Raw genomic sequence first — 22,788 nt, 5'->3', positions numbered from 1 at the left:
TCAGAAGAATTTTAATGATAAATGATTATTTATACCTTTGATTACATTTCTCGCTATTACTTTAAAATTTATTTATTGCTTTTTCTTTTCCACCATCTATCACATCTTTTTAACTATGAAAAACTATGTGCTCCTTTGTTTGGTACTCCTCTGCTGGGTACAAAACAGCCTATCACAAACAACCAACCGTGTCAAAATTATTCACATTACACCTAGCGAAGATACTGGCCAAGATTATTCGCCTTGGTACACCGACGACCTCTCTCAACTTGTTGCCAATGCTTGGATAAACAACAACAAATGGGTAGACGTTACTCTTCGATTTGAGTACAAAAGTGCTGTTTCTAAGCTCTCTTTTTATGATAAAGAGGGTAGCTTTGCCGATGCCCCTGCCTACATTTACGCATTGAACGACACCTCGATGACCTACCTTGGCAAATTTGAGGGACTGGCCTATTTAACTTTTGTGGATTTGGTATTGCCCAATACCATCACTGCCGATGCCATTGTTGTTAGAAAATTTGGCAATAATATTCCTCAAAAAGTACAGGTTTTTGGCGACCCTATCCCTGGAGCTACCAAGGTATTACCTCCAAGCAATCGGCTCAAAATTATGGGTATCAATCCCAGCGAATATACAGGTCAGGATTACTCGCCTTGGTTGACCGACAACTTGGATTCGCTTGTTGAAAATGCGTGGACAGGCAATAACAAATGGGTAGACATAAAACTAACCTTAGAACATAAAAGCTTAATTTCCAAGCTCTCGCTCTATGACTATACTGGTACTTTTGTCGATGACCCTGTTTCTATTTATGCCCTCAACGATACCACGATGACCTATTTAGGAAAATTTGAAGGCTTGACATACATGAATTTTGTTGATATACCAGTTGCCAATCCTACGATTGCCGAAGCCATTATTATCCGAAAATTTGGGAATAATATTCCTCAAAAAGTACAAATTTATGGAGAGGCAATAGCTGGTACCCCTAAGCTGGTACCTCCAATGGAAAAACTCAAAGTGATAGGTATCACACCAAGTGAAAATACAGGGCAAGACTATGCCCCTTGGATAACCGACGACATCAATAGTGTTGTTCAGAGTGTTTGGGGGGGCAACGACAAATGGGTAGATATTAAACTGACCCTTGAGCACCGAAGTATTCTTTCCAAACTGTCGTTTTACGATGGTTCGGGTACGTTTACCGACAAGCCTGCCTCTATTTATGCCCTCAATGGTACACAACTAACTTTTCTAGGTAATTTTGAGGGCTTGAGTTACAACACCTTTGTCGACTTAGTGCTATCCAACCCTACAGTTGCCGATGCCGTTATTATTAGAAAATTCGGGAATAATATTCCGCTAAAAGTACAAGTTTATGGAACTATCATTAATGGTGCGGTAACGCCTCCACCAACCAACCCCAATAACCCAACTATTATTGGTACAAAAATCCCGATTGTAGCCAGTAGATGGTATCAACTCAACAATACAAGTAATGGTTTGGATGCTCTATTCGATGGCGTAACCGATGTAAATGTATTTACAGGCTGGGGTAAAATACTCGATAATTTTGATGCCTACTATCCGCTTCAAGTAGGCGAAAGTATTCATATCCAAAGTATTAAATTTTATGACGGCACTGGTACTATGGAAAATACTCCTTTCAAACTCTATGGTATTACAGACCAATGGGAAAGGGTGCTGATTGCTACTTTTACAGGAGCGACTTATATGAGCTGGGTAGGCCCCGACCCCAACAACCAAGGAGTATTTACTTTGGCCAACCCTCCTAGTGCCAATTTTAGGTATTTAGTTATCAATTGCAATGGGGCGTATCCTACCGAAATGGAGCTATATGGTACTTATACCGCTGGTACAGGAGTAACTACAACGCCTCCGCTCAAAAATATCAAAATGAAAGATGGCTTTGGTATCAATGCCTTTGAATGGGATTTTCTGAAAAGTACCGATGCCTCGCTTATTGATGAAAGTAAAATGGCAACGTTTAGTGCATTTTCTGGATTCCGTCAATATATGGACTGGGAAAAACTAGAACACTACGAAGACGTTTATACCTATAATCCTTGTTTTAATGGTGGCTGGAATTATGATATTATTTACGAACGTTGCCAACAGGCGGGTATTGTTGTGCTGCCATGTTTGCAGGGTGCTCCTAACTGGATGTACAATACTTATCCTGCCGAAGACCAAGACAATAATATTGTTCCTGTAAAATACGGGAAATCTTTTTCCGACCCTAATTCGTATCGAGAACAAGCTCAGGTAGCTTTCCAGTATGTTGCTCGCTATGGTAGTAACCCCAATGTAGATACTACCCTGTTGAGTGTCTTTACTCAGCCTCGTTGGACAAACGACAATGTCAATACCCTTAAAGTAGGGCTTGGTACAATCCAATATATTGAATGTGGCAATGAACGTGATAAATGGTGGAAAGGCCGAAAAGCGTATCAAACGGCTCGTGAATATGCCGCCAATTTATCGGCTTTTTATGATGGTCACAAAAATACGATGGGGCCAGGTATTGGAGCTAAAAATGCAGACCCTAATATCAAAGTTGTTATGGCTGGCCTAGCATCGGCATCGCCCGACTACATCCGTGGAATGATTGATTGGTGTAAAGAATTTAGAGGTTACAAACCCGATGGTACGGTCAATCTTTGTTGGGATGTCATTAATTATCATTTGTATTCTGACAATGCCAATTCCAGCCAAAGTGGTTCATCTTCACGTGCTGCTGCACCAGAGGTATCTATTGCAGGCAATGTAGCCAAAGCTTTTGTCAAAGTAGCTCACGAAGAAGCTTATGATATGCCTGTTTGGATTACCGAGTTAGGCTTTGATATTAACCAAGGTAGTCCTCTCAAAGCCATTGCTATTGGCGACAAACCAGCTACCATTACCCAAGCCGATTGGGGCCTCCGTTCGGCATTGATGTACAATCGTTTGGGAGTAGAAAAAAGCTTTTTCTTTATGCTATACGATGACAATCCCTTAAATCCTGTACAGTTTTCGTCATCAGGATTAATCAATCAAGATAAAAGCCGTCGTCCAATAGCTGATTATTTGTACCAAACCAAAAATCTTATTGGAGACTATGTCTACAAACAAACGCTTTCACTCGACCCACTGGTTGACCGCTACGAGCTAAATGGTAAATCGGCATATATTTTGACGATTCCCGACGAAATCGGTCGCACGGGTAGCTATACTCTTAATTTGGGCAATATCCATGACATTAAGATTTTTACACCAAAAGCAGGTAGCGAAAAAATGGATAGTGTAAGTGTAAGTAATAGCAATGGACAGTTTCAGATAGCCGTAACTGAAACTCCGATTTTTGTTATTCCGAGCGAAGTAGGCTCACAAACAGCCAAAACCACACAAAGTATTTTATCAGGGGCTAATTATAAACTTGCTTCAGGGTTCGACAAGTTGACTGAAAGCAGAAATCCAGAACTCCAAACCCGTGCTGTGGTATATCCAAACCCTGTTTCGGAGGTATTATACATCATGACTGACGATATTAGTACTATTGCACAGGCTAAGCTACAAAGTGCCAATGGTTCGACAGTTTTTGAAACTAAAAACCTTTCTAGCAATAGTATCGACCTCAAAGCTATTCCTTCAGGTTTGTATTGGCTCAATATTAGTTTAAAAGACGGTAAACATGAAATCCATAAAGTGTCTATCGTAAAATAAGAAGAGCGGTAGGCTGTTTTTTACATTCAGCAAAAAACACCTTGTCGAATCAAACTTCAAGTATTTTACCAAAACACAAGCCCCATCAAAGAGGATTCTCCTTGATGGGGCTTACACGTTATTCCATAACAGAATCGGTATTTATAGTGCTAAATACATTCTTAATACCCTTGGTTTTGTACCAAGTATCCTGGAAGGTTAGAAGCACCGTCAATTGCGGTTTGCGGAATAGGGAATATGCGTTTGGTTTTATCGGTATTCGTTTTTTCAGTCCATTGACCTTCATATTTACCAAAACGAATCATATCGCTGCGTCTTAGCATTTCCCAATAAAATTCAAATCCTCGTTCTCTATACAAAATATCAAGCGACATGCTTGTCAATGCTGGAGGAGGAGTCGACACCGTTCTGGCAGATCTTACCGTATTTACATCGGCTAGGGCAGCCGTTGCATCGTTGCTTCTTCTTAATTTAGCTTCGGCACGCATCAAATAAATATCGGCCAAACGTAAAATCACAATATCAGCTTCACCAAAGTTACGACCACTTACCGATTTTTTACTAAACTCATATTTCTCTACACGATAACCCGTATTATAATTACTTCCAGCTACAGTAAAATCCACTTGTTCGGTAAAATCAACAGGCATTGTTGGTCTGTTTCGTGTATCATGAAACAATTTACCAACTTTCATTTTGCCATCGGCACATTTCAAGAACACCCCATTTTTACGAATCAAGCCATATTGCTGCCCTCTCAGAATACCTCTATTGATATTGAAATTATCGGCAGCTACACATGAATCGGCTGGGTTAGAATAAATAGAAAGATTTTGTTTGTAAAATCTAGGGTCAACCGAAGGGTCTTGCGGAGCATAGGCATTTGCCCAAGTACGGTAATAGTCGGGTGTAATGGCTGGGCCATCTGTACCATTGGCACCTGGATAAGCTGGTAATGGGAACTGGTCGCCCGAAAGTGAGAAATAAGCCAAACGGTTATGTCCATTCAATTCTGCACGTTGGTCAACAGCAAAAATCAATTCTTTGTTGGTATGGTTGTCTGAATTGAAAATAGAGAAATAGTCTCTTGATAGCTGATATTGGTTAGAAGCAATAATCTTATCGCAATATTCAATTACTTTGTCTAAATCTTCATTTTTGAAGGTTACATTGGCTGCATAACGGTCACGGTAAACTCCTGCATTCAAATATAGTCTAGCCAATAAGCCCCAAACCGCCCCTTTGGTTAAACGACCAGGCCCAACGGTAGTTGACAAGTTAGGTTCTACGGCCAACAATTCGCTTTTGATATATTCCAATGCTTCTTCGCCACGAATCACTTTTGAGTTTTCGCCAATATCATTTTTTACAAAAACCAACCCAAATAAATCAAAAGTAAGCATCGAATAATAAGCTCTCATACCACGTGCTTCGGCCAAATACACTTTAGCCGATTCGCTTTTCGACGTTGGCAATGTGTTGATAGCGGTAATAGCACGAGACATCCCTTGCAAAATCAAGTTCCATGTACTACGAAGGTTGGGGTCGGTACTGGTATGGGTATGCTGGTGCAATGCCAAATAAATACCGTTGTCGCCCCAGTCGGTACCGCCACGATAAGGCAAAATAGCTTCGTCGGTAGAGATTTCCTGAATAGCAAAATAGTTGGTATGCGTAAAAATATTAGGTAATTGAGCATACACTGGAGCTATAATACCATTGGCAATTTCGCTTTCTGACAAACTTGATGTCAAAGTTTCGTCCAATACCTGTTCTTCAAGATTGGTACAACTCTGAATAGATAAGGCGGCCATAAGGGCCATTAGTACATATATTTTCTTTTTCATGATTGATGTCGTATTAGAATGAAACATTTAGGCCAAACATAACTGACCTAGCTTTTGGATAACTCAGGTAGTCAATTCCGTAAGAAGTAATACCGTTGATTGTTCTGTCGGTATTTACTTCTGGGTCATAGCCATCGTATTTTGTAATAACGAATAGGTTTTGGCCAGTTACAGAAAGTCTCAATCCCGAAACCCATTTGTTGATTCCTAGCGATTTGGTATCAAAACTATAGCCTAATGAAAGGTTGTTTAAACGCAAAAAAGCACCATCTTTTAAGTATCTTGTTGATACTGGAGCTGAGTTATTAGTAGATTCCTGAGCAGAAGCAATGGCTTCGGGCGTAGTATTGATTCCTTTTGAAAGTCTTAATTTATAGAAGTTGGCATTGGCGGTATTATCATAGACTTTGTTGCCAGATACTCCATTGAAGTTGGCCGACAAATCAAAACCCTTGTAAGATACACGCCCAAAGAAGTTAAACTGTTTGGTTGGCAATGCACTTCCTGCAGCAATACGGTCGTTGTCGGTTACAATACCGTCACCATCAACATCACGGAATTTGCTGATACCCTTTTCATCAAATCCAATAAATTCTTTCAAGAAAAATGTGCCTATTGGTTGTCCGTTTATATAGCCATTGATAGTAGCCGAAGTTAAGCCAGAGCCAGAAGCCGAGCCAGAAGGAATCACCGAATAGGGTGATTTGTTTACTACGTTATCAATAAATGTAATATTTCCACCTACTTCATACGTCAACCCGCCTTTGTTGGTATGGCGATAGTTCAATTCCAATTCCAAACCTTTGTTGGTAATTGTCATATCTTTCACGTTGGTCCAGAATGTACCCGCTGGCTGTACAGGGTCGGCAGGGATAACCTCCAACAAAATATCGCCCGAAACCTTACTAAAGGCATCGATTGTACCTGTCAATGCACCATTCAAGAAAGCAAAGTCAATTCCTAAATCGGTTTGGGTAGATTGTTCCCATTGGATATTTGGATTGGCTAAACGAGTATATGAAGTACCCGCTGGATACACCGAAGTTTCGTTGAGTGGATAGCTTGTTGTTGCCGAAACTTGCGAAGTAAACCTTGCCTGCGTGATTTTAGAAGGGATTTCTTGGTTTCCTGTTCTTCCCCAACCTGCTCTGATTTTCAAGTTATTAATGGCTGTTCCTTTCAAAAATTCTTCTTCCGAAACTCTCCATCCTGCTGAAAACGACGGGAAAACACCATATTTGTTATTAGCTCCAAATTTTGAAGAACCATCGGCTCTTACTGTGGCCGTCAACAAATATTTGTCTTTGTACTGATAATTAACCCTTGAGAAAAACGATTGTAATTCATTAATTACAGCATAACCTGTTGGGCGGTTGTTGGCCAATGTTAAATCTTGACCCAAGCCTGGGTTATAGATAGGCTCGATATCTGAAATAGGGAATTTATTAATACTATACGAACGCCCTTGTAAAGTGATTTTTTGGTAAGAATGACCTACCAATGCCGAGAAACTATGGTCTTTTATGGCTTTTGTATAAGTCAAATAGTTTTCAATCAACTTGTTATTGATAGTACTATTAATAGTTTCTAAGCGTCCATCTTGCTGAGGAACGGCATTTGCCAACGATTGGAGGTCACGTGCCGAATTGGAATTGTCTATGCCAAAGTTAAGCTTATATACCAAGCCATCTATGATTTTGAGTGATGGCGAAATATTACCAATGATACGGTTGATTGTTGTAATATCTTTTTCTAGTTTCAACGACAACAACGGGTTTGTACCTGACTGATACAAAAATATATTACCTTTTGTATCATAAGCAGGATAAGTTGGGTTGGTAGAAATAGCACTTCCCAACACCGAGCCAATCGGTGGGCGTTCGTTATAAGTTTGAGAAGCACTCAAGTTTACGTCTACCGTTAGGTGGTCGTCCAAAAACTTCTGTGATACATTGATACGTCCCGAATAGCGATTTAGTTGGTTGTTTTTAATAATACCTTCCTGATTCTGGATACCAAACGAACCATAATAAGTTAATTTATCGGCCCCTCCTCCCAACGAAATATTGTGGTTTTGGGTAATAGCAGTTCTAGTTATTTCTTTCTGCCAGTCGGTCGAGGCATTCAAATCTTCCAATACCCCCCCTACTGCGGGTACTTGCTTGCGGTACTCGTCGGCACTAAATACAGGCAAAGCTCTGGACATCGACGAAACCCCATAACTAGCCGAATAATTGAAAGTGGAGAATCCAGCTTTTCCTTTTTTGGTGGTGATCAAAATAACCCCATTGGCACCTCTCGAACCATAAATAGCTGTAGCCGAAGCGTCTTTCAGTACGTCGATAGATTCAATATCTTGTGGGTTCAAAAAGTTGAGTGGATTGGTAGCACCACCTGTACTAGAGTTGTCCAAAGCCAACCCATCTACCACAAATAGCGGTGTACTTCCTGTACGAACCCCACCTGGCCCACGGACACTAATATTTTGTACGCCTCCGGGTTCGCCACTTGCCGACGTTACATTTACACCCGATACCTTACCTTGCAACAATTGTTCGGGAGAATTGATGATACCTTGGTTAAATTCTGTACTTTTAATAGACTTTACCGAACCTGTTACATCTTTTTTGGTAGAGCTACCATAACCAATTACAACTACTTGCTCAAGGTCGGATGCCGACGATTTTAGGGCTACCGTCAACGACGTTCTACCGTTTACTGCTATTTCTTGCTTTTCGTATCCAACAAAACTCACAACAATCGTAGCTTTATCGTCGAGTGTTATGCTAAAATTTCCTTTTACATCTGTATTTACACCACGCTTTGTACCTTTTATGGATACACTACAGCCTACCAAAGGCTCTTTGGTAACGGCATCAACTACTTGCCCTTTCAAGGTAACTTCGCTATTGCTCTTTTTTTCCATGAGTAAAGAATGCTCTTTGGCAATGGAAGCTGCCAAGGAAGGGCTCGGAAAAAAGCCAATAGAAAAGCCCAGTAATACGCCTAACGTGAGTTGGCGTTGGGGTTTTAAAATGGAAAGCTTGTTCATATTCTTTGGGGTTTGTTTATTTAAAAACGGTACGCCATTGTTTTATCAATTCTTTCTTTATTTATATTTTTAAAAATTTATGAAAGAAAGCAATAGCGGTACTTATATAGAAAATTGTACTAAATTTGAATGTGCAAGTTATCCAATCGAACAGCATGGAAAGTAAAGAAATTATTAACAAGAAATGATTTATTGTTAATATACGCATCAAAAAGGCATATTGAGAAAGCTATTTATGAACAACTTTTGCAATACCCAACCAATCCAATCATACGTATTAATCCTTTCTTGTTATTGATAATAAGCTATTTGAAAAGTGCAATATTATCGCTTATCACTAGCAGAAAAAAAGCAGGGAAACAATCCAATATTATTGAGTGATAATTCACCCATAGAGTAGGTATTTTTAGAAACTTTCATATTGATGCTGATGGCTGTATATAGTTTGAAAGAAGAGATATTGTTATACAAATGGTTTTTATAAAAATATTTTAATTTATTTTATAATTTTTCCATCATAAAGTAAATTATTTCAGAAAGTCGGTGCAGTTCAGGATCTACTCAATTTTTTACCTATTTTTTCAAAACATTTTCCTTTATATTTTCAGGGTAGAACAGCAACAGTTTCTGGTTAAAAAAATTACTTTTAGTGGTATTTTTTTGTCTCTATTTTAACCTGAATATCCAGCTATGAAAACAATCGTATTATTACTAACATTACTTCTGGCACAAGCATCTTTTTCACAGACCAAACGAACCAAAATCGGTATTGCAGGTATGACTCACGACCACGTCAATCAGGTTTTCCAATATTTTAAGGAAAGCTCACCTGTCGAAATCGTTGGTTTTGCCGAACCTGACAAAGCCTTGGCTATGAAGTTATTAAAACAGCATAATCTTTCCGAAAAGCTTTGGTTTCCTACCTTAGAGGCCCTTATTGCCCAGACACATCCCGAGGCGGTTTGTGCATTCAATAGTATTTTTGAACATTTGCAAGTTGTAGAAACCTGTGCTCCTAAAGGTATACATGTTATGGTAGAAAAACCTTTGGCCGTAAGCCCTGAACATGCCAATAGAATGGAAGAATTGGCCCTAAAACACAAAATTCATTTACTTACCAACTACGAAACTACTTGGTATGCTAGCAATCAGGCAGCATATAAAATGATTTATGAGCAAAAAATGATTGGCGATATTCGGAAAGTGGTGATTCATGATGGGCATCGTGGCCCTAAAGAAATTGGCTGCTCGGAGGCATTCCTGCATTGGCTTACCGACCCAATCATGAACGGCGGTGGTGCAATTATTGATTTTGGTTGCTATGGTGCCAATTTGATGTCGTGGTTACAAAATGGCGAACGACCGCTCTCTGTCACAGCCGTAACCCAACAAATCAAGCCTCATATTTATCCCAACGTAGACGATGAAGCTAGTATTATTCTGACTTATCCAAAAGCTCAGGCTATTATTCAGGCTTCGTGGAATTGGCCATTCGATAGAAAAGATATTGAAATTTATGGACAAAATGGTTTTATTTTTGGCGATAAAACCTTGAATTTGAAAGTGCAAGCAGGCGATAGGAATAGTGTAGAAGTAAAAATCAATCCTTTATATGCTCCCATCAACGATGCCTTTGTTTATTTGGCATCGGTAGTACAAGGGAAAAAAAATTCAGAAAATGACCTTTCTTCTCTCAAAATCAATAAACTGGTTGTAGAAATACTAGACGCAGCCAAACGCTCAGCCAAAGAAAAACGAACGATTATTTTTTAGATAGCATACGATTAATTCGTGAGTTGTGAATTAGGGATTGAGGAAGTAAACCATTAGAAACTTGATTTGATTACCTTGAATTTCTAAAGCGCCATCTTTCATTCACAACTCACTAAATCTATCAAAGATATATTTCCAAATACTTTGCCATTTCAGCTTGTACTTTTTGAGCTTCCTGAGCAGCGACTTCGGCAAAATCTTCACCACTTGAAGCATATATAATAGCTCGTGAAGAATTGACCAACAAACCGCAAGATGAATTCATACCATATTTTGAAACTTCTTCCAAGCTTCCACCCTGAGCACCAACGCCAGGCACTAATAAAAAATGATTCGGCACAAGCTCACGTACACGTGTAAGCATATCGGCTTTTGTTGCCCCAACAACATACATCAACTGCTCGTCGCTTCCCCATGCTTGAGATTTAGTCAAAACCTCCTCAAAAAGAGCCTTATCGCCCACATTCAAGGTTTGGAAATCTTTGCTACCGCCATTGGATGTCAAAGCCAATAAAATAACCCACTTATTATCAAACTGCAAAAATGGCGTTACTGAGTCTTCGCCCATGTATGGAGCTACCGTTACCGAGTCGAAGTCTAAGCCAGACGAAGATTTATCAAAAAAAGCTCGTGCATATAAGCCCGATGTATTACCAATATCACCTCTTTTGGCATCGGCAATAGTAAAACATTCTTTCGGAATATAGGCCAACGTTTTTTGAAGGCTTTCCCATCCTTTTGCCCCAAAAGCCTCATAAAAAGCGATATTAGGCTTGTAAGCTACAGCGTATTGGTGCGTAGCATCAATAATCTGTTTGTTAAATTCAAAAATAGGGTCTTCCTCATTCAATAAATGCTTAGGCAATTTTTGAAGGTCTGTATCTAACCCTACACATAAATAGGATTTTTTGGACAGAATCTGTCCGAAAAGTTCTTGCTTTGTCATTAATATACTATTATCGGTTAACTTACTGTAAGTTAATTGTTTATATGTCAAACATAAAGAGGGATTAAATCGTAAGCCTAATATTTATACAAACTTCCGATAGAATTACAAATATTGAGTTGATAGGTGTCATATTCACTATTACCAATACAATATTATACCCAGTGCTTATTTCACTTTTTCCAATCAATTTCTAATTGCTCAATTTGTATTTTTTCTTTTAGTCCGTGATTGTGTTGGTCAAAATGGTCTATACTGAAGTTACAAACTAATGCTTCTACAACTGTGCGTCGATTTTCAATGCTACCTCCATTATGATAAAAATGGTCTTTTGTGACTACATTGAATTTATTCCAAAACTTTTCAATCATTTCATTTTGTCTCCAATCGTTATGATGCCAAGTTGAAAGTAGGAATTTTGCTTTGGTTTCGCTCAACAGATTAAATAAAAGTTCTTCGTCTTTTTCTGTCCAACCATTAAAGTAGTCAACGTGTCTTCCGTAATATGGTGGATCGCAATAAATAATATCGTTTTCGGTTGCCATTGGAATGATGTCGGCAAATGATTTATTGTAAAAAGTCCAATTGGGCTCTGCTTGGATAATTTGAGAAACCGTTGCTACTTGATTTGTGATTTTTGTAATATAGGCTTGAGCGAAACGGTCTGGTTTTTTACAGAATGGAATATTCCAATGTCCTTTATTATTAAAACGCATCATTCCATTAAATCCTGCTCTTGAAAGGAAAATAAAGTCATAAGGCGAAAATTCTCCACTATTAAAACGAGAACGAACTTCTAAATAATATTCATAGCCATTATTTTCGGCTTTACTTAAAATCGCTCCTTCATTTTCAAGATAATGCTTCATCAAAGGTGCCGTAATTTTTTTGTGCTGAATACCTTTATAGAAGTTAATTATATGTGGATTTGTATCATTTAAAATGGCGTTTTTATACCCAGAATTAAACGCTACTACACCTGTTCCAAGAAAAGGCTCTATCCATTTACCTTGAACTTTTGGGGCAAGTTCCATAATCCAAGGAACGAGCTTGGTTTTTATACCTTGGCTTTTTATAGGGGGAACTATTACTTTCATTTTGTATCTTTTTTATTAGTTATACGCGATACAATTTTATCTAACAAGTCTGTTCTACCTTTAAATTCTAAAAAGTCTTTTAGTGTTGTAATTTTTGTTGGCTTGCCATCTTTTATCATTGTCGCAGAACCGTAATTTATCCAATATTCGTCAAACCAATCTTCGCCTAATTGGCTAAATATTCCATTTTCATTTCTTAAATCGTCTATGCTTAAAGTTGAGCCAATATTAGCCGTATTTCCAAAACCTTGTTTGTCGCTGGCAATTTTCCATTTTTCAGCAACAAAAAAATCAAAATCTTTAATTACCGAAGTGATTGATTTTAAATTATCAACAGTTGTAACTTCTCTGTCGCCTACTTTTTTATTAGGCGTTTCGTATTCTTGCGAATCGCCGCCCGCTTGAAGTTCTTGAACTTGGTAAATTTCAGTTTCTGAAACATCGTTTATCAAATCTGTTCGTGTGTAAATTACCCCCAAACAAAAATGTGCTAAATATTGATTGTAAGGAAACTGAATGTTTTTCTTTTTATCTCTTTCTTTAAAATAACTACCGTGGCTACCAAGTGTAAAACTCGAAATCCCATTTTTCTTGCGATAGGTTGTTTTCAAGTCAACAGCAAATTTTACATCTTCATTTTCCTTGTGAATAAAAGTAAGATCAGGATAATAATTTTGATGTTCAGTTAAAGCAATATTGTAACCGTTTTCTTCTGCAAACTGTAAGATTTGTGGGAAAATATGGATTTCAAGTATTTTAGAAACAATTTTAGTGTCAGATGAGATAGTATAAATATTTTTGTAAACGTCAATAAACCCTTTCACAGACCAATCTCCGTTTTCAGTTGAAACATATTTTTCGAGTTTTTCAGTAAAGGTGTCTAACGCCTTTTTAAACTCTGTTTTATATTTATTTTTTACTTTTAAATCCATATTGCAAAGTTACAATTTTAATCTCGGTCAGTTTGATGATACATTGGCTTTTTGTCTGATATTGATATTAGTACGGTTGCTTTTTGCAGTGTCCATCATCAACTATCTTATTCTGGCAAAAATGTTAAATAACTCAAATCTTCCTCACGGCAAAGCTCATTTGCCAATTCTTGTAACTGGGTTGCAGTAACTGTTTTTATCTGAGCAAAAAGCTCGTCTAGGGAGTCGATACGGTTGATATCCAAAAGACTTTTGGCCATCATTAACATAAAACTCATATTGCCTTCTTCCGACATCGCCATTTGCCCCATGAGTTGTTCTTTGGTATTATGCAATTGGGTTTTGGTCAAAGGTGTTTCTCTCAAAATCTTCAATTCTTTCAAAATCAAAGCATTAGTTTTGTTCAAATGCTTGGGTTCGGTAGCAAAATAGATACCCCAATAGCCTGTGTCAATAAACGGCGTGTAGCCTGCATCAATAGAATACACCAATCCGTTTTTTTCACGTACCGCCAAATTGAGGCGGGAGTTCATACCAGGCCCTCCCAATAAGTTGATAAGCATAAAAAATGGTAACCTATTGGGGTCGGCTAGCTGATAAGCAGTACGGCCAATGGCTACTTGGGCTTGGGTAATACTGCGTTTGACAACCTCACTTTTGGGCTGATACCATGCAGGAGGTGTACGAATCAGCGATGAACTTTTGGCAGGAATATCTTTCATGAATTTTTCTACCAAAGCTATTACTTTTTTGAAAGGCATATTGCCCACCGATGAAAATACAATACGATGAGTATCCATATTTTCAGCTATAAAATCGAGCAAATCCTGACGAGTAAAGCCTTTTACGCTTTCTTGTGTACCCAATATATTACACCCCAACTGATGATTGGCAAATACGATTTCGTCAAAATCATCTTGAATAGCATCTTCGGGCGAATCGTAATACATTGCCATTTCTTCCAAAATAACGCCACGTTCTCGTTCAACCTGTTTTTCAGGAAAAATAGAATTAAAGGTAATATCGGCCAATAATTCTAATGCACGCTCGTAATGTGGTGTTAGCACCGAGGCATGAAAACATATTTTTTCCTTGGTGGTATAGGCATTTAGCTCGCCTCCAACAATTTCTAAACGATTGATAATCTGCAAAGAAGTACGCTTTGGAGTACCCTTAAAAGCCATGTGTTCCCAAAAATGAGCCAAACCTTGTTGATGAGGTTTTTCGTCACGACTTCCCATATCTAGCATAATACCAATATGCGATATTGCCGTATGTGTTACCTGACGGTGTACTACACGGATTCCATTGGGCAAACTATATTCTTGAATTCCTTCCATTCTTATTCCTTCATACCTTGCTTGGTAGCTACCAATGCAAGCCATTCATTCTCGTTTTTTAAACTACTATATTTATTAAACTACAAAGTTACGCAATTTTGAAGCGATACTTAAATTTGGTGTTTGAAAAGCCCAAAATCTCTGTTACTTTGATATTTTTAAGAAACGTTTTTTCTATCAAATACATTCGGTGTTTGGGAAAGTTTCGGCAACTTGGGTATTTTTGCAGGCTTTGTTTAAACACACTCAACTCCACCAATCTATGCGTATAGGATTCGATGCCAAAAGAGCTTTTCATAATCATACAGGACTCGGCAATTATAGTAGATTCATTATCAATGCCTTACTTGAGCATGCTCCCGAAAACGACTATTTGGCCTACACTCCCAAAAAAGGCAATGGCTCGTGGCAACCTCAGCATTTGGCGGTAAAACTTCCTCAAAAAACTTTTTCAAAATCTTTGTGGCGAAGTTATTTTATCAATCAGCAATTGATACATGACCAAGTACAAATTTATCATGGCCTCAGCAACGAACTCCCGTGGGGTATTCACAAAACTTCGGTAAAATCGGTGGTAACTATCCATGACCTTATTTTTTTACGATACCCCGAGCTATACCCTGCTATTGACCGCTGGATTTATCAAAAAAAATTTAAACAAGCTTGCTTACAAGCCAATTTGGTTGTGGCGATTAGCGAACAAACCAAAAAGGATATTATAGACTTGCTGGGCATAAACGAGCATAAAATTGTTGTTGTGTATCAAGATTGTGATGAGGCTTTTTCTCGGCTTTTACCTTCTAGTTATATTGATACCGTTTTACAAAGATATCAGCTTCGTAAAAAATATATTTTGTGTGTAGCCACTATGACCGAACGCAAAAATCAACTTACGCTGTTAAAGGCTTTTCAAGCTATGCAATCGCCAGATTATGAGTTGGTTCTTGTGGGGGGAAAAAGTAAATACCAAGATACCCTTACCCATTATATAGCTACTCATAAACTAAAAGGAGTACATATTTTCAATAAAGTACCTTTTGCCGATTTGCCAAGCTTGTATCAAGGGGCTTCGCTAACGGTGTATCCTTCTTTTTTTGAAGGTTTTGGTATTCCTATTGTAGAGTCATTACATAGTGGTATTCCTGTAATTGCAGCAACGGGTTCATGTTTGGAAGAGGCTGGTGGCCCCAACGGAATATACGTTAACCCTCAGGATTTCATGGGTTTTGCCGAAAAAATTACTCAGATTTTGACCAACCCCACATTGGCTAAGCAGTTAGTTACAGCAGGACAGTCACATATCCAACAGTTCTCTTCAGCCTCTATTGCTAAAAAACTAAATTATTATTACCAAAACTTATCAAATTAGGTCATAACCCATAATTATACTTAAAATGGTCTTGTATGCTCAAAACAAGCTTTTTTAGGAATAACCTATTTATAAAATTCGTTTTTTATAATAAAATATTATTTTTATCCTATTTTATTTTTACAAAAAGGCACGATTTTTGTTGCTTTTTTTTTGAATATTCCCGTCAGTAATATTCCCGTCACACTTGTTATTATTTACCTATCATACTCCTAATTATTTATGCTTAAAAGAAAAATACAATCGGTAGCTTATGCTATCGACTGTTCAGGCTTCGCCCTGTTCCTAACCACCATAATATTATCCTCACTTTTATCTTTTACCACAAAAGATACTTCTATGGGGTTATACGTCAATTATCCTCGTAATGCCAATACGGGGCAAGAGGTTGTATTTTCTTTTTCAACCCAAAATAATATCAAAAGGATTCGAGTCTTTGTGAATGGCTCTAGCCTTGGCTCTGCGTGGGTTTCTAACAACAAAGCTCAGCTAAAATTTAAGTTTGCGTATCCAAGTACCAAAAAACTTAAATTTGTAGGTTTATCTTCGAGCAATGATTCTCTTAGTGTACTTACAGGTGAAATTACCATTAATAAAACCCTGCATGTGTATGCTCACCGCTACGAGCCTAATGCCTATTCAAATATTCAACCAGCTCAAGATAAAATTTATACTCCCAATCCATCAACCACTTCACCTATTACAGCGGCTTTGGTGGCTACAAGTCGGGCATCGTACCTAACTTTTCCTGCCACTCCCAGCGAAGACCCTGTCAATGGACTCAATCAAAATGTATATTCAACAGCAATAGGCTATCCGTCGATTGAAGATGCCAATAATTTTCTAAGAGAAATTCAGCCCGAAGTAGTAAGTATTGCCCGCAAATACAATGTTCCTGCTAGTATTATCATGGCAATGGCCGCCCTCGAAAGTGGCTATGGCTACAGCCGTACTGCTGTATATGCCAACAATTTTTTTGGTCTAAAACAATGGAAAAGTACAGCCAATGCCTACCAGCTAAAGGGACAACCCGACGAACACAATGGGCAGGTAAGAATCATTAAAACTACCGAATTAGGTCAGCATATTTACGACGAAAGTATCAGAAAAGATAACTGGTATCGCTCGTTTAGGTCTCGTTCTGACTGTATCAGATTTCTTGTAGAAGAGGTTTTTTTACATAAAACAGGGCTGTGGAAAAGAGATTACTCTAGCGTTGCGAGGTTTTATCAACGCCAAATTAATAGTGGTGTATCAAAGTCAACGGCTGCTTATAATTTTGCTTATATGCTCGGCGAAAGGGGCTATACGCACTTAGGAGGGAGATACTATGCAGAAAAAACCATGAAGATAGTTTCAAAATATAATCTTATTGATTTTGACTAACACCAAGAAAAATATACTGATATACAATTACTTAACAAGCCGTTAGTTATTATACTATTTAGTTTCAAGACTCTGTACTTGTAAGCTAGTAGGCTTATTATATCGTTGGAGTTCAGGTTACTCCAACGATATAATATCAATTAGTTTTGAGCTGCTAACAAATATAAAACGGCCATTCTTACGGCTACACCATTTTCTACTTGATCTAATATAATGGAATGATGCGAATCGGCGGCATCCGACGAAAGCTCAACGCCACGGTTGATTGGGCCGGGGTGCATCAATACGATTTCTTTGTCAAGTTCATCCAGCATTCTTTTATTGATTCCATAATACAAAGAATACTCACGAAGCGAAGGGAAATATTTGATTTGCTGACGCTCCAATTGGATTCTCAATACATTGGCAACATCGCACCAAGCCAAAGCTTGTTTTACATCGTGCGACACCAAAACCCCCAAGTCGGTAATATGTCTTGGAATCAAAGTAGAAGGCCCACACAACATTACTTCTGCTCCTTGTTTTTTCAGGGCAAAAATATTGGATAATGCCACTCTTGAGTGCAAAATATCGCCAATAATAGCAATTTTTTTACCTGACAAATCTCCCAGTTTTTCTCGCATTGAAAAAGAATCAAGCAATGCCTGAGTTGGATGCTCGTGTGTACCATCGCCAGCATTCACAATATTAGCGTTGATATGCTTCGACAAAAAGTGTGGCGCCCCTGGGCTAGCATGACGCATCACTATCATGTCTACTTTCATTGCCAAAATATTATTGACAGTATCAAGGAGTGTTTCACCTTTTTTTACCGAACTACCAGCAGCCGAGAAGCTCAGGGTGTCGGCCGAAAGGCGTTTTTCGGCTAATTCAAACGAAAGGCGTGTTCGTGTTGAGTTTTCAAAAAACACATTGGCAATCGTTACATCACGCAACGAAGGTACTTTTTTGATAGGACGGTTAATCACTTCCTTAAACTCTGTGGCCGTAGCCATGATAAGTTCAATGTCGTCGGGCGTAAGGTCTTTAATGCCCAAAAGATGTCTTGTGCTTAATTTTTGCATGGGATTATATGGCTCGATTCGCTCGAATCGATAAAAATAGCTCAAAAAAATACACGACTCACAAGAATCGTGCCTTCATATTATTTTGTAATCAACCAAATTCTGTCAGCATCATGGCCTTGTTCTTGCCATTCTACCAATACCTTCTCGGTGTCTATGGTATTTACCTTTTTGCCTACGTAATCTGGCTTTACGGGTAAATCACGGTTATAAATCCTATCTATCATAACACACAATTCTACCTTATTAGGGCGGCCAAAAGCCGTCATAGCGTCTAGGGCAGCACGAACCATACGTCCTGTAGCCAAAACATCATCAATCAAAATAACATTTTTATTTTCTATCAAAAATGGTACTTTGGTGGCATTGGGTTTTAAAGGCTCACGACGGCGAAAGTCATCACGATAAAATGTGGCATCTAGCTGGCCAATAGGAATATTTTTACCCGTAATTTTTAATAACTCTTTATGAATTCGTTGGGCAAAATATATGCCTCGTGGTTGCAAACCAATGATAACTGTATCAGTAAAATCCTGATGGTTCTCTATCAATTCTTGACAGAGACGACTGATTGTTATCTCTAAGAGGGGGCTTGAAAGAATAAGTTTACGTTGCATCGACTGCAAAGATAATAGTTAATTATGAATCAGTAGTGTGCGAAGGATTGAAAAATTTCAGATGTCTGATTTTTGATTTTGGCTTGATAAGATTTATTGCTCTTTTCTTGATGATAAATCTAGCCTTTTAATCATACCCCAAAAACCCAAATAGCATTTATACTTTCGTACAGAACTAATGATGAATTGTAAATAATGCCGAATGAATTTAACTTTCCACAAAATTACAGGATATGATTAGCTTTTTTATGATTTTAGGCTTTTATCTAAATAATTAAAACTAATAAGGGTTGCTTTTAGTTGGTGTTCTCCAAAACAGCATTAACCTTAATTTTGAGATTTAATAACTGTTGCAACTTATTTCGGGTTAGATTCATAACACCAATTTAAAGTTTCTGAAATACTCCTCAAAATCAGGATTTTTAAGATAACATTATGTTTGGTTTTGTTTGTAAAATACACTAGCGTCTTATTAAGGAGTTGTACAAAATAAAGTCAACTTTTTCGACTTAATAATTAATACGATTACCTCAAAACCTTAGCACTTCCACTTAAATTATTCATAAATAGTTACTTATGAAAAAAGTTATTATTATCGGGAATGGGATTGCTGGCGTTACGGCGGCTCGGCATATTCGCAAAATGAGTAATTACGAGATTACTATTATTTCGGACGAATCGCCCTATTTCTATGCTCGTACGGCATTGATGTATGTATTTATGGGCAAGATGTCGTTGGCTCAAACGCAACCTTACGAACCTGATTTTTGGTCAAAAAATAATATAAACCTGCTACAAGGCTGTGTAAATCAAATTTTACCACAGCAAAAAAAGTTGCTTGTAACTATCAATCAGCGTACTCAAAGCCTACATTACGACCAACTGATTTTGGCAACTGGCTCGCAGTACAAAACCCTACCCAAAATTCCAGAAGATGCCATAGGTGTACAGGGGTTGTACTCTATTCAGGATTTGGAGGCAATAGATACCCTAACCCAGCGTGTTCAATCGGCAGTTATTATTGGTGGTGGTTTAATAGGTGTTGAAATGGCCGAAATGTTTATGGCTCGACAAATACAGGTTACCATGCTTATTCGTGAACCCTATTTTTGGGGCAATACTCTTCCACCAGAAGAAGCCTCTTTTGTAACGGAATATCTCCGCCAGAAAGGGGTTCAGGTTATTACGGGCAATACCTTGAAAGAGCTTATTTTGAATGAAAAAAAGCAAGTAATTGGTATAACTACCCACCAAAACCAATCTATAGACTGTCAGTTTGTTGGGCTAGCCATAGGGGTTACACCCAATATTACCCTAGCAAAAGGCTTACTCGAAACCAACAAGGGTGTTTTGGTAAACAACTTTTTAGAAACCAGTGAGGCAGATATTTTTGCGATTGGCGATTGTGCCGAGCTTCGCAATGTACCCTCTGGCCGAAAAGCTACTGAGGCTATTTGGTACACAGGTCGCCTCATGGGCAAAACGTTAGCCTATACGATTTGTCAACAACCACAGCCCTACCAACCTCCAGTGTTTTATAATTCTGCCAAATTTTTTGGCCTAGAGTATCAGGTTTATGGTCGAGTTGCTCCTTTTCAGGATGAAGGGATAGCACAATTTTATTGGAAAAATCCCCATAAAAACCAATGTATCAGAATTCAGTATTCGCATGATTATCAGGTATTAGGCATTCATGCTATTGGCCTTCGCCTACGGCAAGCCGTTTGTGAAAACTGGATTCAAACACAAAAAAGCTTATCTTTTGTACTTTGTAATTGGGAAAAAGCCAATTTTGATACAGAATTTTCACCAAGTTATTATCAAGCCCTGATAGCTCAATATAATATTCGGTTTCCTCATCAGGCTATTGCTGTACCAAGAACGTTCAGACAATGGCTTAGCAAAATGCTTTCTATATGACTGTTACACAAAAAATAGCCTATTCATTTACCCACAGAGGTATCTTAGGCATATTGCTCGGAAGCCTCCTCATCGTTTTTTATATTGCTTTGTATTGGTTTCCTCAGTACTTACAGCCTATTATTGCCTTGGCAAACCCTATAAGCATAAAACTCAGACAGCAACCTGCCGACCAATGGTTTTTGTATGGCTTACTCTATACTGTAGCCATTGTGGTTATGGGTGTCAGAATGATTTTAAAATATTGGCACAATACCTATCAGGTACTCAGGAGTATCTCAGTTATGTTTTTTCAGGTAATATTTGCCTTTCTTTTACCCGAACTCATGGCCAAGCTCAATTATCCTTATCAAGACTTAAAAAATATATTCCCTTTAGATTACACCTTCTTTTTCGATTATCGTATCGAAGAAAAACTAAAAGCTGGTAATATAGGACTATTTATGTTGGGCTGGGGTTGTTTTCTATTTTTGGTAGGTGTACCCCTAATGACCTACTTCTTTGGCAAGCGATGGTACTGCTCGTGGGTTTGTGGCTGTGGTGGTCTTGCCGAAACAGCAGGCGATTCGTTCCGTCATCTTTCTGACAAATCCCTCAAAGCCTGGAAAATAGAACGGTATAGTATTTATAGCGTTTTGGTGTTTTCTATTATCATGACCATAGGCGTTCTGTACACATATTGGAGTAAAAGTGCGTGGTTATTTGGTATTATCGACACCAATTATGTGCGTTATATTTATGGTTTTTTGATAGGAAGTATTTTTGCGGGTGTAGTAGGCACAGGCTTTTATCCACTTATGGGCAATAGAATTTGGTGTCGCTTTGGCTGCCCATTAGCAGCCTATATGGGTATTATTCAGCGTTTTAAATCACGGTATCGAATAAGTGTAAACCAAGGGCAATGTATTTCATGTGGCAACTGCTCGACCTACTGCGAAATGGGAATAGATGTACGAGCTTATGCCCAAAAAGGACAAGACATTGTGCGTGCGTCGTGTGTAGGCTGTGGTATCTGTGCTGAAGTTTGTCCGAGAGGTGTCTTAAAACTCGAAAATGGAACTGTAGAAATTGAGGCATAAAAAAAGGTTACACAGACGTTAACCTCTTTTTTATGCCTCAAAATTTTTGGGAAAGCCCTATTTCAATTCTTTGAAAGTAGGCAATAACAAATCTTTTGATGAAACAATAGGATTTTCGATACCCCAATCAATACCTAAATCTGGGTCGTTATAGATAATACCCGACTCAGAAGCTTTGTGCCAAAACTCGGTACATTTATACACAAAAACCGTTTCTTCTAAAGCTACAAAACCATGGGCAAATCCTGCTGGAACAAATAACATATTGCCTACTTTCGAGTCGAGCAATACTTTTACATGTTGTCCAAATGTAGGCGAATTGCGACGAATATCGACAACAACATCCATGGCTTTTCCTGTAATACAACGAACTAATTTACCCTGAGCAAATGGGTCGTACTGAAAGTGTAAGCCTCGAACAACACCAGCCTTTGACCAAGAGTGATTGTCTTGAACAAAATTGCCTTTAATTCCATTAGCCTCAAAGCTTTTCTGATTGTAAGATTCAAAAAAGAAACCTCTTTCATCTTCAAAAATGGTTGGAAAGCATTCTATTAAGCCTTCCAATGCAGTGGTTTTGAATTGCATTGTATAGTTTTATATTTATATACGTCGGTAATACTATTTTTTTGAGAAAAC

General features: G+C 38.2%; 14 protein-coding genes and 1 pseudogene. 6 read left to right on the top strand and 9 right to left on the bottom strand.

Features of this window, described 5'->3' with window-relative positions; genetic code table 11:
• Positions 1-115: 115 nt before the first annotated feature.
• Positions 116-3,727, top strand: a complete 3,612-nt coding sequence (locus FLEMA_RS76395) for a T9SS type A sorting domain-containing protein (RefSeq protein ID WP_052354333.1) — start codon at positions 116-118, stop codon at positions 3,725-3,727.
• Positions 3,728-3,888: 161 nt separating this feature from the next.
• On the opposite strand, the gene FLEMA_RS75270 is transcribed toward FLEMA_RS76395, so the two are convergent.
• Both FLEMA_RS75270 and FLEMA_RS75265 read right to left on the bottom strand, forming a co-directional pair.
• Positions 3,889-5,574 carry a RagB/SusD family nutrient uptake outer membrane protein gene (locus tag FLEMA_RS75270; RefSeq protein WP_044174030.1) on the bottom strand — a complete coding sequence of 562 codons (1,686 nt, stop codon included), beginning with the start codon at positions 5,572-5,574 and terminating at the stop codon, positions 3,889-3,891.
• Positions 5,575-5,587: 13 nt separating this feature from the next.
• Positions 5,588-8,500, bottom strand: a complete 2,913-nt coding sequence (locus FLEMA_RS75265) for a SusC/RagA family TonB-linked outer membrane protein (protein WP_144080207.1) — start codon at positions 8,498-8,500, stop codon at positions 5,588-5,590.
• Between the two features lie 816 nt (positions 8,501-9,316).
• Here FLEMA_RS75265 and FLEMA_RS0162195 point away from each other — a divergent pair.
• Positions 9,317-10,399, top strand: a complete 1,083-nt coding sequence (locus tag FLEMA_RS0162195) for a Gfo/Idh/MocA family protein (protein ID WP_026998031.1) — start codon at positions 9,317-9,319, stop codon at positions 10,397-10,399.
• A 121-nt stretch (positions 10,400-10,520) separates the two neighbouring features.
• Here FLEMA_RS0162195 and pyrF read toward each other — a convergent pair whose 3' ends face one another.
• The 4 genes from pyrF to FLEMA_RS75245 form a co-directional block, all read right to left on the bottom strand.
• A complete protein-coding gene (gene pyrF / locus FLEMA_RS75260; protein ID WP_044174028.1) occupies positions 10,521-11,345 on the bottom strand; it encodes an orotidine-5'-phosphate decarboxylase in 825 nt (274 codons plus the stop codon).
• A gap of 173 nt (positions 11,346-11,518) precedes the next feature.
• Positions 11,519-12,442, bottom strand: coding sequence for a DNA adenine methylase (locus tag FLEMA_RS75255; RefSeq protein ID WP_044174026.1), 924 nt, complete (start codon positions 12,440-12,442; stop codon positions 11,519-11,521).
• Positions 12,439-13,374, bottom strand: a complete 936-nt coding sequence (locus tag FLEMA_RS75250; protein ID WP_044174024.1) for a type II restriction endonuclease — start codon at positions 13,372-13,374, stop codon at positions 12,439-12,441. The genes FLEMA_RS75255 and FLEMA_RS75250 overlap by 4 nt, the downstream gene beginning before the upstream one ends.
• Positions 13,375-13,481: 107 nt before the next feature.
• Positions 13,482-14,714, bottom strand: a complete 1,233-nt coding sequence (locus FLEMA_RS75245) for a M16 family metallopeptidase (protein ID WP_044174020.1) — start codon at positions 14,712-14,714, stop codon at positions 13,482-13,484.
• A gap of 262 nt (positions 14,715-14,976) precedes the next feature.
• Here FLEMA_RS75245 and FLEMA_RS0162075 point away from each other — a divergent pair, with 262 nt between their 5' ends.
• Together FLEMA_RS0162075 and FLEMA_RS0162065 are read left to right on the top strand one after the other, a co-directional pair.
• Positions 14,977-16,083, top strand: coding sequence for a glycosyltransferase family 4 protein (locus tag FLEMA_RS0162075; protein ID WP_026998030.1), 1,107 nt, complete (start codon positions 14,977-14,979; stop codon positions 16,081-16,083).
• Between the two features lie 222 nt (positions 16,084-16,305).
• Positions 16,306-17,469, top strand: coding sequence for a glucosaminidase domain-containing protein (locus FLEMA_RS0162065; protein ID WP_026997548.1), 1,164 nt, complete (start codon positions 16,306-16,308; stop codon positions 17,467-17,469).
• A 140-nt stretch (positions 17,470-17,609) separates the two neighbouring features.
• On the opposite strand, the gene FLEMA_RS75240 is transcribed toward FLEMA_RS0162065, so the two are convergent.
• Both FLEMA_RS75240 and pyrR read right to left on the bottom strand, forming a co-directional pair.
• Positions 17,610-18,533 carry an aspartate carbamoyltransferase catalytic subunit gene (locus tag FLEMA_RS75240; RefSeq protein ID WP_044174018.1) on the bottom strand — a complete coding sequence of 308 codons (924 nt, stop codon included), beginning with the start codon at positions 18,531-18,533 and terminating at the stop codon, positions 17,610-17,612.
• A gap of 80 nt (positions 18,534-18,613) precedes the next feature.
• Positions 18,614-19,150 (bottom strand): bifunctional pyr operon transcriptional regulator/uracil phosphoribosyltransferase PyrR, encoded by a 537-nt coding sequence (gene pyrR / locus FLEMA_RS75235; RefSeq protein ID WP_044174016.1) that lies wholly within the window; start codon positions 19,148-19,150, stop codon positions 18,614-18,616.
• A 576-nt stretch (positions 19,151-19,726) separates the two neighbouring features.
• Here pyrR and FLEMA_RS75230 point away from each other — a divergent pair.
• Positions 19,727-21,070, top strand: coding sequence for an NAD(P)/FAD-dependent oxidoreductase (locus tag FLEMA_RS75230; RefSeq protein ID WP_044174015.1), 1,344 nt, complete (start codon positions 19,727-19,729; stop codon positions 21,068-21,070).
• Between the two features lie 29 nt (positions 21,071-21,099).
• Positions 21,100-22,149: pseudogene (locus FLEMA_RS75225) on the top strand (4Fe-4S binding protein); the annotation flags it as partial.
• A 57-nt stretch (positions 22,150-22,206) separates the two neighbouring features.
• Here the strand turns inward: FLEMA_RS75225 and rfbC are convergent.
• Positions 22,207-22,737 (bottom strand): dTDP-4-dehydrorhamnose 3,5-epimerase, encoded by a 531-nt coding sequence (rfbC, locus tag FLEMA_RS75220; RefSeq protein WP_044174013.1) that lies wholly within the window; start codon positions 22,735-22,737, stop codon positions 22,207-22,209.
• Positions 22,738-22,788 lie beyond the last annotated feature (51 nt).

Origin of the sequence: Flectobacillus major DSM 103, assembly GCF_000427405.1 — a bacterium.
GTDB lineage: Bacteria > Bacteroidota > Bacteroidia > Cytophagales > Spirosomataceae > Flectobacillus > Flectobacillus major.
The sequence above is the reverse complement of the archived record's forward strand: the minus strand, read 5'-3'. Positions and strand labels throughout refer to the sequence as shown.